The organism is Dietzia sp. 2505, from assembly GCF_040546785.1.
Classification (GTDB): domain Bacteria; phylum Actinomycetota; class Actinomycetes; order Mycobacteriales; family Mycobacteriaceae; genus Dietzia.
Map to the genome: position 1 here is coordinate 23,952 of NZ_JBEPON010000004.1, position 12,695 is coordinate 36,646.

General features: G+C 72.6%; 6 protein-coding genes. All 6 read right to left on the reverse strand.

What is annotated here, in order from left to right; all coding sequences use genetic code 11:
• Nucleotides 1-65 precede the first annotated feature (65 nt).
• Nucleotides 66-3,392, reverse strand: coding sequence for an arabinosyltransferase domain-containing protein (locus ABIE38_RS09155; RefSeq protein ID WP_354055605.1), 3,327 nt, complete (start codon nt 3,390-3,392; stop codon nt 66-68).
• A gap of 22 nt (nt 3,393-3,414) precedes the next feature.
• Complete coding sequence (locus ABIE38_RS09160) at nt 3,415-6,747, reverse strand: arabinosyltransferase domain-containing protein (RefSeq protein WP_502914766.1); 3,333 nt, start codon at nt 6,745-6,747, stop codon at nt 3,415-3,417.
• A 60-nt stretch (nt 6,748-6,807) separates the two neighbouring features.
• Nucleotides 6,808-8,769 carry an arabinofuranosyltransferase gene (locus ABIE38_RS09165; protein ID WP_354055609.1) on the reverse strand — a complete coding sequence of 654 codons (1,962 nt, stop codon included), beginning with the start codon at nt 8,767-8,769 and terminating at the stop codon, nt 6,808-6,810.
• Nucleotides 8,770-8,771: 2 nt separating this feature from the next.
• A complete protein-coding gene (gene dprE2, locus ABIE38_RS09170; RefSeq protein WP_354055611.1) occupies nt 8,772-9,533 on the reverse strand; it encodes a decaprenylphospho-beta-D-erythro-pentofuranosid-2-ulose 2-reductase in 762 nt (253 codons plus the stop codon).
• Nucleotides 9,534-9,818: 285 nt separating this feature from the next.
• Nucleotides 9,819-11,267, reverse strand: a complete 1,449-nt coding sequence (gene dprE1 / locus ABIE38_RS09175; protein WP_354055612.1) for a decaprenylphosphoryl-beta-D-ribose oxidase — start codon at nt 11,265-11,267, stop codon at nt 9,819-9,821.
• A gap of 29 nt (nt 11,268-11,296) precedes the next feature.
• Complete coding sequence (locus tag ABIE38_RS09180; protein ID WP_354055614.1) at nt 11,297-12,655, reverse strand: lipase family protein; 1,359 nt, start codon at nt 12,653-12,655, stop codon at nt 11,297-11,299.
• Nucleotides 12,656-12,695: the final 40 nt, after the last annotated feature.

A 12,695-nucleotide genomic window follows, 5' to 3' on the forward strand; every position in this document is an offset into this window, starting at 1 on the left:
CGGATGTGCACAGGGGCAGCGCACCCACCTCGGGATGCGCTGCCCCTCCGCCCCGGTGGCCCGGCCTAGGTCTCCGGGTCGGTCACGAGGATCGGGCCCTCGGGCTGCCACCAGCCCCAGCGGGTCTCGGTCCCGGTGGTCACCTCGGCCGGCGCCGGCGGGTCCTCCTGGTAGGTCCCCAGCGGGGTGTACGCCTCGATGGAGCCCCAGTCCCGGTTCCAGTCGTGCCGCAGGTACGAGGGGATCGTGCGGGCGCGCTGGGCGACCTCGATCCACCCGAGCGGGCCCCCGGACTCGTACGACTGCCACGTGCTGGTGGCGGCGACCGCCAGCGGCCGGTCCGGGAGGATCCGGTACTCCGGCAGCTCGGCGACACCCGCGTAGTGCGAGAACGGCCGCTGGCACGGGAACTGCAGGCTCACCGCCCAGTCCAGCATGACGGGCGACTCCGACCCGACCAGCTCCTGGACCGTGACGAGTTCGGGCGCGCGCGGCGGGGTGATCGCCGCCCACTGGTCGGGGGTGAGGTCGTCGTCGTCGACCAGGATCCGCATGACGTCGGCCTCGGCCGGCACGTCCTGCATGTCGACCCGGAGGTTCCGCCAGGTGGGGGCGGGGCCGATGTCGAACGGTACGACGGGCTCTCCCACCACGTCCGCGCCGCCCTCGGTGGCGCGGCCGAACTCGACGATGACCTCCTGCCCGTACCTGTACAGGCCGTCGGCGTCGTAGCGGCCGATCCGTCCGGCGGCCGAGATGACCAGGAGCGGATGCGTCTCGCGGTTCTCCGGGAGCCGGTACCACCCGGTCTCGAGGTTCGCCTCGCGCTGCGGGCCCACCAGGTACGACCCCAGCACCGGGGTCGTGGCCGGGTCGAGGCCGAAGGGCAGGGCGACCGTCGACTCGTTGACGCCCTCGGCACCCTGGCCGCCGGCGGTGCCGGCACTCTCGCCGGTGGTGACGGAGGGACCGCCGCCGGGCTCCTGGGTGGTGTTGGCGGCACCTGGATCGGCCACGACCGCGTCCGCGGAGAGGTCGGGGGCGACGCCGTCCGGGGTGAACCCCGAGTTGTCGCCGGCCTCGATGGCCGCCGCGCGGTCCGCGGGGTCGATCGACCCGTCCGGGCGGGGGGTCGCGGCGAGCGGGGTGAGCATGCCGGCGTTGGCGTCGGGCTCCACCAGCACACGGTCGGCGAGCATGCACGGGTTCCCGGCGAGCGCCGAGAAGTTGCCGGCCGCGATCGTGTACGCCGGGTACTGCTTGTGGACCCCCTTGGCGAACGAGGCGACGGAGAACACGACCAGCAGACCCGCGACCACCGCGATGGGTGCGGCGGCGATCGTCCTCATCCGCCGCCGGCCCTCGCGCGTCCTGGGCGCCTGCGTGCCGATGTAGTCCTGGCGGAGGTGTTGCCACCCCGCGTAGGCGAAGGTCAGCACGGACAGGCCCAGGAGGACGGTGGCGGCGTCGATGCCGCGGACACTGGGCGCCTTGTCCCACCAGGGGATGCCGTAGCTCGAGACGTACCACCAGCCGTTGGGGCCGGCGAAGGCCAGCGCGAGCACCACCAGGATGACCCCGAGGAACACCGTCCGGTTGCGGGCGGTGCGGACCGCGGACGCGGAGATGGCCATGGCGCCGAGCGCCGCGATCGCCGCGCCGATGCCCGCGTAGACGCCGAAGTGGTGGGTCCACTTGGTGGGGGAGAACATCATGAAGAACGCGGTGCCCACCACCACTCCGACCAGGCGCCAGACGGGTCCCGAGGCCGCGCCCGGGATCTTGCCGCGGCGCAGCAGGGTGCCGATCACCATGATGAGGCACAGCAGGACCAGCAACACCGGGAGTCGACGCGAGAGCGATCCGTCGACCGTCGGGATCATGAGGTAGTAGTAGCGGACGAACTCCTCGAACCAATTCAGGTTGGGTCCGATCTCGCCACGCACCCGGATCGCCTCGAGCACCGAGGCCAGGGACTGGATCCCGAAGACGCTGATGAGCACCATGGTCCCGGCGGCCAGCACCGGGGCGACGAGCGCGAGGTGTGAGCCGACCACGCGTCCGCGCACCACGACCGTGCGCAGGACGGGGCGCAGACCCATGACGAGTGCGGCGACGGCCATCAGACCGGTGGGGCCGGTGGCCAGTGAGAACGAGGCCAGGATCACCGCTATCGCATACGGCAACATGCGTCTGGTCGCGATGGCGCGTTCGACGGAGACCCAGGTGAGCAGCGCGCCCAGGGCGATGACGGGCTCGGGCCGCAGGCCGTTGTTGAAGGCCATCCAGAAGGCCAGGAACACGGCGGCGGCGCTCCACACGACCACCGGGGTGGTGCGCGCGGCGCGGCCGAGCCGGGGCAGGACCTCGCGGCTGATGACGAGCCAGCACAGGATCGCGGCGACGAGGGCGGGGAGCCGCATCCACGGACTCGCGGTGGACACGTGCGCGAGCATCGTGAGCAGGTCGTAATAGGGGGAGCCGAAGGGCGACTCGGGTACCCCGTACCAGCGGTAGTAGTTGGCCATGTAGCCGGCGGGGTCGGCGGCCCGGGCCATCGACATGATGTACCCGTCGTCGGAGGTGTTGCCGCCGACGAAGTGCCACACACCGAGCGTGCCGATCACGGCCACGTCCGGGAGCCGGATCCTGAACCACCCGCGGGGTAGGAAGCGGCGGGACCGGCGGCCGTCGGTCTGGTCGAGCCCGTGCAGGGCCCACAGCGCCACGGCGGTGGCGATCAGCCCGATCACGATGGCCGCCCACTTGAGGATGGTCGGATCGGTGGTGAAGCGGGAATCGACCTCCACGGCCACCTCGAGGCCGTCGGGGACCACGGTGTCGGAGGGCAGGTCGGTGTAGACGCCCACGACCATCGGTCGGAGGTCGTCGGCCTCGACCCGGCGTGCGGCGTCGTCGATGCCCTCGAACCCCGCCTCGACGAAGGTCGGGGCCGCGGTCACGGTCAACTGGGTGCAGTCCCCGGCGGCCACCTGGTCGCGCGGGGCCGAGACGATGACCCGGTTGCGCGAGACCACGTCGACCGTGTCCGCGGAGGCCCGGACGAACAGTGCCCGGTCGCCGGCCTCCTCGCCACCCGCCGGGGCGGTGGACAGCAGGATCCCGCCGTCGGCGGGCAGGTCCGCGACCAGGGTGCAGGGCACGGTGGCGGTGAACCGCTGAGGCGAGTGCGCCATCAGCGGCGCGGTCACCGAGTCGACCGATCCGTTCTGTGGCCACTGCACGCTCGAGGTGGTCTGGTTGACCGGCAGGAACGGCAGGGAGAGGAAGCACAGGGTGCCCAGGAGGCCGCTGACGATGGCGACGAGGCGGAGCCTCGCGACACGGGCGTCGGCGGCGACCGGGCCGGAAGCTGCGGTGGAGTCTGACACGACGCCCGATTCTAGGCGACGGTCACTTCATGGGACCCGGCGTGGTCCAGCCCCACTGGACGGAACTGCTGCGTAAGAGGTCTGCGGGCGTCGCCCCGGGGTCGAGGGGTTCGAACCGCTGGAGGGAACCCCAGTCCCTCGACCAGTCGTGATCGAGGTAGGTGGGGACCGTGACGGCCTCCACCGTCTGCGTGGTCCACAGCAGTGGTCCGCCGCCACCGGCGCTCTGCCACCAGTTCGCGGCGGCCGAGGACTCGCGGTCGGCGAGGATCCGGTAGCGGGGGATCTCGGCGACCCCGCCGTTGTGGACGAACGGGCGCTGACACGGGAAGGCCAGGGCCACCACCCAGTCGACGAGCACCGGGTCGGTGTGGCCCACGACCTCGTCGAGGGTGCGCAACCGGGGGTTCCGGGGCGGGGTCACGGCGAGCCACCAGTCGGGATCGAGGTTGCCGTCCGTGGCCACCACCCGCACGACCTCGGCGTCGGCGGGGATCGACTCCAGGGGGATCCTGAGGTTGCGCCAGGCCGGGGCCGGACCGATGTCGACGGGGGTCGTGGAGCCCATGACCTCGAAGTCGGTGGGGCCCGCCGCACCGACCCGGCCGGGCCGGCCGTACTCGATCGTCAGATCGCCGGAGCCGATGCGGCCCGCCGCGGCCATGACCAGCAGCGGACTGTTGGGGCGGCGGGCGGGCAACTCGTACCAGGCCGACGTGAGCTCGGCGGCGACCTGGGGCCCGCGGCGGTAGGAACCCAGGACCGGGGTGGTCTCGGGGTCCAGCCCGAAGGGCAGCGCGACGGTGGAGCCGTTGACGGTGACCTCACCACGGCCGCCGGTGGTGCCGGCGTCGACGCCGTCCCCCGGTTCGCGTTCACCGGAGTCGGACAGGGCCAGCGAACCCGAGGACTCCGTGCTGTCGACCGTGATCGTGTCCGGCAGGCCGTTGGGGGCGAACCCGTTGACCACGCCCGCACCCAGCGAGATCTCCGGTCCCGCGCCCACGGCCCGGAGCAGACCGTCGTTGGAGTCCTCCTCGACGAGCACCGAATCGGCGAGCGAGCACGGCTCACCACTCAGGGCGCGCAGGTTGGCGCGCCCGACCGTGTAGGCCGGGGTCTGCACGAACACGGCGGTCACGGCGGAGACGAGCTCGAAGATCACGACGGAGAAGGCCACGATCGTCAGCGGGGCGCCGTCGATGCCGGGGCCGCGTCCGGCCCCGACCCGGCGGCGGTCGCGGGTCCGGGCGGCGGGGGTGTCCGGACCCGAGCGGCGGAAGGGGACGGCCCGGGCGACCCTGCGGGTGACCGCCCCGTCGGGCGAGTCGGGCAGGATCCCGGCGTGGATGAGCCCGGCCACCAGCAGGCACACCAGTCCGCCGATGAACGCGACGTACTGGACCTGGACCCCCAGCACGTCGGGGAAGTTGTCGGAGAACGGGATGCCGTAGTCGGAGACGTACCACCAGGTGTTGTTGGTCGCCGTGGACAGGCCCACGACGAGGCACAGCGCGGCGCCGACGAGCCACCGGCTGCGGCGCAGCGAGACGGTCGAGGACCGCAGCGCGATCACGGCCAGGACGGCCAGCGCCCCGGCGAGCCCGGCGAAGACCCCGAAGTGGTGGGTCCACTTGGTGGGGGTGAACACCAGGAACAGCAGGGAACCGGCGATCACGCCGATGAGCCGGCGTGACGGTCCGGCGGCGGCCCCGGGGATCCTGCCCCGGCGCAACATCACGGCCGTGACGAGCGCGAGGCACATCAGCATGAGCAGGACGGGGAAGCGCCGGGCCACCCCGCCGTCGGCGGACACCCCGAACAACGCCTCCCAGCGGTCCTTCTCCCCGTACCAGGGCAGGCTCGGGCCGAGCTCGGTGCGGATGCGGGTGGCCTCGAGGACGGCGGCCAGGGTCTGGTCGGCGAACACCGTGTAGAGCAGTGCCAGTCCGACCGCGAGGACCGGCCCGAGGATCGGGGCCCAGCCGACCACCTGGGCGCGCCGGCGGACCATACGGACGAACTCGCGGGCGCCCGCGGCCAGCGCGGCCACGCACATGAGACCGGTGGGTCCGGCCCCGAGGGAGAACGCGGCCACGCCGATCGCCGCGACGCCCGGGACGAGCCTGCGTGTCGCGATCGACCGCTCCACGAGCGACCAGGTGAGCAGCGCGCCCAGCGCGATCACGGGCTCGGGACGCAGCCCGTTGTTGAACGCCATCCAGAAGGCCAGGAACAGCGCGGCGCCCGTCCAGCGCGGCCGGTGCCAGGTGCGGGCGAGCCGGCCCAGGCGCGGGACCACCTCCCGGCTGATGATCAGCCAGGCCAGGATGCCGCACGCCAGGGTGGGCAGGCGCATCCACGGGCTCGCCGTGGACACCTCCGCGAACAGCCGCAGGATCTCGTAGTACCACCCCACGGGCGATTCGGGGGATCCGAGCCACCGGTAGTAGTTGGCCATGTACCCGCTGGGCCCGGCCGACCGGGCCATGGTGAGCAGGTAGCCGTCGTCGGAGGTGTTGGCGCCCACGAGGTGCCAGAACCCCAGGACGCCCACCACCACGCCGTCCACCGCTGACAACCGGGTCCACGAGCGGGGGACGAACCGGCGGTCGGACCGTCCGTCGATCCCGTCGAGGCGGTGCAGGAACACCACCGAGGCGAGGGTGGCCAGGACCCCCAGCATCATCAACACCAGCTTGAGCACCGTGGGGCTGGAGGAGTAGCGCGAGTCGACGGTGATCTCCACCGTCGACTCGCCCAGCCCGTCGGGCGCGGAGGTGGGCGTGAGGTCGGTGAACACCCCTGTCACCTGCGGTCGCATGGTTCCCGGGACGGCCGCGCTGACCGGGTCCTCCCCGTTCTCGTCGTCGTCCCCGGCCTGGCTCCCGTCCCCGCCCTGGCCCCCGACCTCGGACAGTCCGGTGAGCTCGGCCACCAGCACCCCGACCTCGGCCCGGACCCGCAGCGACTCGCAGGCCGGGTCCCGGAGGGTGGACAAGGGGACCGAGAGCAGGGTGGTGTTGCGGACCGCCACCTCGATGGCGGGGTCCCCCGCGGCGTCGGCCGACCGCTGCACTACGAGGCCATCGGAGATCCGACCGGGTGCGCCCTCGGGCAGGGTCGAGAACACGATCGTGTCGTCGGGAACCTGCGACAGCGGACCACACGGGGCGGTGATGGTCAGGTCGAGCGGCCTGCCGGAGACCAGCGGGGCGGTGACGGAGGCGTAGTCGGGTCCGGCGGTCCAGCGCACCTCGGTGCTGTCCTGGTGGACCGGGAGGAAACCGGACAGGATCGCCAGGAACGCGCCGAGGAAGCCGGTGATCACGGCCAGTCGTCTGTCGCGGTCCATCCCCGGGTACGGGTGCAGCCCGAGGGGGCGCCCGTCGCTCGCCGTCACAGTGGGCTCACCTCATCGCACCACGATCACGGCGAACGGTCCGACGTCGTGGACCTCGAAGTGGGGGCCCTCCACGGCCTCGGCGGGGATGGTGACGCCGAACCGGCGCACGTTGGGGTCGTTGGGATAGGTGTCCTCGGCCAGGCGCAGCGCGTACCCGGAACCCGACGGGCGGGCGACCACGGCGTCCGGTCGCCGCCACGGCGTGTCGTTCATCATGGCGTACAGCTCGTCACCGCTGGTGGCGTCCTCCCAGCCGAGCATCGCCTCGTTGCGCTCGTCGTACCGACCGAGCGGATTGGCGTAGTGGGAGGTGACGGCCTGGTAGGCCAGGTACGGGTGGTAGGCCAGGAAGGCGTCGGCCGTGCTGACGACGACGAGGTCGGTCTTCTCGCGGCCCGGGAACGCCTCGAGGATGACCCTGTCGACCTCGGCGTAGTGGGACTCGGGCCCGGGCGGGAAGCGGTCGGCGCGCTCGCCGTCGCCGTCGGTGTCCGTGTAGGCCAGTCGGATCTCCTCGTGCAGGTGATCGGGGATCCCCTGCGCGTGGGCGAGTGCGGCGAGGGTGGCCACGACGCCCACGACGGCGGTGGCCCGGCGACGCCGGTCGGCGGCCTCGGCGGCGGGTCGGTCGACGCCGCCCTGGCGTCCCGCGGCCCGCACCGCGAGCCCGGCCAGCTCGGCGATCGCGAAGACCCCGGCTACCACCAGCAGCAGGATGAGCACCGGTTCGAGGCGGAAGCCCAGCATGGTGGTGCCCAGCACGGTGATCGCCATGGACGCCAGGCTCCAGAGGTAGACGGCCACCACGCCCAGGCCCAGGGCCTGCGCGCGCCGCGAGGTCCACGCCCGGGCGACGATCCACACCAGCCCGGCCAGGCACACCCACCCGGTCAGGCCGCCCGCGGTCATGGGTAGCGGCAGGCGGGCGCCGGCGTCCGGGAGGTAGTGCATCGCGGTCCCGGAGTCCGCCGGGGTCCCGCGCAGCGCGGCGAGGAGGTAGGGCGCCCACACCACCAGGGCGATGAGGAGCGACCCGACTCCGATCGCCGCGAGTCGGGCCGTGGGCAGCCACAGCGGGAACGGGGCGGGTCGGGCGCCACCGGGGTGCCGGGGGTGTCGGCGGGCCATCGCGGCGACGGTGGCGACGAACGCCATGAGGAACACGGTCCCCGCGGCCAGGCCCGTGTACAGCGTGTACGTGCTGGCCGAGGCGCCCAGGAACAGGGTGGTGGCCATCGCCGCGCCGCGGCCGGCGCGCGGGGCGGTGGGGTTGACGGCGTGCCAGGCCAGGATCAGCATCGGCGGGATGAACAGCGCCACCACCGCCCCGTAGGGCTCCGGGCTGCCATAGGCCAGCATCACCGCCGTCGAGACCACGCCGACCACCGCGCCGAGGTCGGTGCGCAGCAGGCGGGTCCAGAGCACCGTGACCAGCGCGGCGGCGACCGCGAGCGACAGTATCGACCACGGTTTGTACGCGGCCCAGCCCTCCAGGCCGGCGAGGTTCGCGAACCGACCGCCCAACCAGAACCATCCCGACGGGTAGAAGGACGGCAGGTCGGCGTAGGCCATGTCGGGGAGCCCGAGTGAGGTGGCCGAGCGGCCGAGGAACTGGGTGCGGAACTCCTGGTCCACGCTCACCCCGTGCAGGTACAGCCGGGACGCGGCGAGCGGGATGCCGAGCGTCGAGGCCACGAGCAGCGCCGACCCGGTGGGGGCGGCGAGTTTGCCCGCGCGGACCAGCGCCGCCCGGCCGCCCGGCCGCTCCCCGGCGCGCGCGCACAGCACGCCCGCCACCACCAGCGCGAACGCGGCGGTCTGGCCCACGACCGTGAGCGCCCGCAGGACGTTGGAGTTTCCGTAGGCGGGGAAGGAGACGAGGGAGAAGCCGATCAGGACCACGGCGGTGACGGCCGCGGCCAGCAGCGTCGCCGCGGCCGCCAGGCCCGGCCCCCGGAGCGCCACCGGCATGGTCAGAAGGGGAGCTTGCGGAAGATCGGTCGCGGCACGTGGGTGAGCACGGCCATGACCCCGCCGAAGGCGGCGGGGGCGAAGACCGCGCCCTTACCCGCCCCGGACTTCTTGACCGCGATGCGGGCCACGTCCTCCTTGTTGATGGTCAGCGGCGCCTCCTTGACGTGCGCCGACATGCGGGTGCGGACCTGGCCCGGGCGGATCACCAGGACGTCCACGCCGTGCTCGGCGAGCGCGTAGCCCAGACCCGTGTAGAAGGAGTCGAGTCCGGCCTTGGTGGAGCCGTAGACGAAGTTGGAGCGACGGGCGCGGAGCCCCGCGGCCGAACTCATGGCGATGATCCGGCCGTAACCCTGAACCTTCATCCGCTCGGCCAGCAGGACGCCCACCGAGACCGCACCGGTGTAGTTGACCTGGGCGATCTGCACGGCCTTGCGCTGATCGGACCAGAGCTCCTCGTTCTCCCCGAGCAGACCGAACGCGACGATCGCCACGTCGACGTCGCCCCCGGCGAAGATCTGCTCGAAGGCGGCCGGGTGGGAGTCGGTGGCGGCGGCGTCGAAGTCCACCACGTCGACGGCGGTGGCCCCGGCGGCCGTCATCTCGGCCCGTGCGTCCTCGATCCCCGGGTCTCCGGGGAGGCAGGCCAGCACCACGCGCATCGGCCCCTGTTGGAGGTACTCCCCGCAGATCGCCAGGCCGATCTCGGAGGTGCCTCCGAGCAGGAGCAGGGTCTGGGGGACGCCGACGGCATTGATCATGCGCAGGAGTCTACCGAGGCCTCCCCGCCGCAACGGGGAAGGTGGCCGGGACTACCCGGCGGGGCGCGGGCCCCGCGAGGGCGGACGGACCTCGGGAGGCGCCGGGGGTGGCCTCCGCGGTGCCCGTCTCCACGTGGTGGACGGCGGGGAGACGGCGACGAGGACGACGGCGGCGGCGACGGTGCGGAGGATCATGGCGGACTCCCGATCGGCCTCCGGGCGACCCTCGTCGTCCGGGGTCACCCTATTGTGGGCCCGCCGACGACGGTCTGTACAGCCCCCGGCTCAGAGCAGTTCGAGTCGGCGGCCCATGTCGGAGACGAAGACCCCGTTCGGGTCGATCCCGCGGCGGGTGGCGATCCACGAGTCGATCTGCGGGTACATCGCGTGGAAACGCTCGGCCGGGACCCGCGAGTCCTTGGCGGTGTAGAGCCGGCCGCCCATCGACATGACCTTGGCGTCGAGCTCGTTGACGAACGCGTTCAGACGGTCGTTGATGGGGAAGTCCACGCACACGTTCCAGCCCTCCATGGGGAACGAGAGCGGGGCCTGGTTCCCGGGTCCGAAGAGCTTGAACACGTTGAGGAACGAGTAGTGGCCCGACCGCTGGATGTCGCCGATGATCTCCTTGAACCCGTCGACCGCCCCGGGCGGGACGATGAACTGGTACTGCAGGAAGCCGTCGGACCCGTACGCCCGGTTCCACTCCCCGAACAGATCGAGCATGTGATAGAAGGCCGGGAGGGTCTTGATCTTGTTCCGTGAGGTGCCGCCGAGGCGGTAGTAGACCTCGCCGATGGGGCCGAAGGTGAACTTGTTGGCCAGGCCGTTGGGGAACACGTCCGGGAACGTGACCAGCGGCTTGGCGTTCATGGCCAGCGGGTCCTTGGCGAGCTTGGGTGCGTACTCCTCGAGCTGGGCCAGCGTGGCGAGCGAACCGCGGGACACCGCGGCGCGGCCGAGCTTCGGCGGCGCGCTGATCGCGTCGAACCACGCCGACGAGTAGGTGTACTTGGACTCGGAGCCGTCGGTGTGCAGCGCGATGGTCTCGTCGAGCGAGGCCGTCTGGTCGGAGTCGGCCAGGAAGAAGGCGGTCTCGGTGCGGGTCATGGCGATCCACACCTTGAGGACCACGCCGGTGAGGCCGTTGCCGCCCACCGTGGCCCAGAAGAGCGTGCCCCCGGGGTCGTCGGACGTCCCGCCGGGCTCGAGGGTGAGTACGCGGCCGTCCGCGACGAGCAGCTCCATCCGGATGACGTGGTTGCCGAAGGACCCCGCCGAGTGGTGGTTCTTGCCGTGGATGTCGTGCCCGATCGCCCCGCCCACGGTGACCTGGCGCGTGCCCGGGAGGACCGGCACCCACAGGCCGAACGGCAGGGCGGCGCGCATGAGCTGGTCCAGGTTCACACCGGCGTCGACCACGGCGAGCGCCTGCTCGGCGTTGAGTTCGTGGATGCGGTTGAACCGGCTCATGTCCAACACGAGACCGCCGGAGTTCTGCGCGCTGTCCCCGTACGAGCGGCCGAGTCCCCGGGCCACGACCCCGCGCTGCAGGTGTGCGGGGCCGGAGGCGTTGGCGTCGTTGACCGCCGCGACGGCCGCCGAGATCTCCTCCACCGAGCGCGGGGTGAGCACGTGGCTCACGGCCGGCGAGGTGCGTCCCCAGCCGGTGAGTCGCTTGAGTTCGGTGTCGAGGGAGGACTCGGCCGGGGGGGTCTGCTGCGTGGTACTCACCCGGTCGAGGTTACCGCCGGGATCGCCGATCAGCGGCACCCCGTGGTGAACGGCACGCCCCGGGCGCGGGCGTCGACCCAGTCGAGCGCGGGCCCGACCGCTGTGTAGGCACCGGTCACGTGTTCACCGGCCACGGGCGTGTACTCCACGTCCGCACCCGCCGCGCACCACTCGTCGACCAGCCTGTGGGCGGTCCACTCCGGGACGAAGGTGTCCCCGGGGCCCTGCGACGAGCCAGGGCCGGGGCCCATCGGGACGGTCGCGTCGGCGTGCCACACTTGCACGGGCCCGGTGGGGACCTCACGGGGGTCCGCCCCGTCGGCGGGGTCAGCGCGCCCCAGTCGGTTCCGCGCCATGACCTCGATCACCGTGGGATCGGTGCGGGGGTCGACGTCGGTGAGCGCCGACAGCGGGAAGGGGGCGAGTCCGCCGACCGTGTTGGTCGACGCGCAGGCGTCGCGGAGCTGGTGTGCCACCACGTCACCGGTGTCGTTGAGCAGCGGGTACAGCTGCGGGTACTCGCGGGCCAGCCCCAGCACCGCCGCGCGGTAGAGGCCGGAGGCGAGCGTCCCGTCCATCGTGTCGAACAGGTCCGCGTAGTCGGCGGGGACCCCGCCCACGGAGGACCCGACGAGCACGCCGGTGAGCTCGGGGGCGTACACCGGCTGCAGCTGGGCGGCCCATCCGGTGGCGATCCCCCCGCCGGAGTACCCCACCTGGACCACGCGCGACCCGGAGAAGAGCGGGCCCGGGTCGCCGGCCGGGGTGAAGGCACGGGCCGCGCGGATCCCGTCCAGGACGGCCCGGCCGTTGGCCCGTCCCGCCGCGTACGCGGCCTTGGGGCCCTGGAAGTCCGTGAGGACGAGCCCGTAGCCACGATCGGCGAGGATCTGCAGGAAGGGAGGCAGCTCCATGTTGAACTTGTGGGGCAGGACGTGCGAGGGCATGCACGTCAGCCCCAGCGAATCGATGGTCACGTTGAACGACACCAGCGGCCGGGGATCCGGGCCGGGCCACGGCGTGGCCGGCTCGATGATCGTGGACACGATCTGGTGCTGCTGGTCGTGCGAGTCGGAGCTCTGGACCAGGACCTGCCATCCGCGCCCGAAGTTGCGGACGTTGTGCGGTGGGATCGACACCGGACGCGTGGCCAGGATGGTGCCGGGAGCCGTGTCGGGGTCCACAGCTGGAGGGGAGGAGTACCACGGGTCGGGCGAGGGGCTCGGGAGGTACCGCTCCGGGGTGCGCTGGTCGGGTGGGACCGGCCGGAACGCGGCAACCGGGTCGACGGGCTGGGCGCCTGCGGGGGTGCCGGCGACCGCGCACGCGAGCGCGCACGCCACGGCGAGGGCCACGGTCCCGGGACGGAGTGGGCGGCGGGAGGACATGCGCGTACGGTAGCGCGACCGTCCCGGGGGGACGACGGAT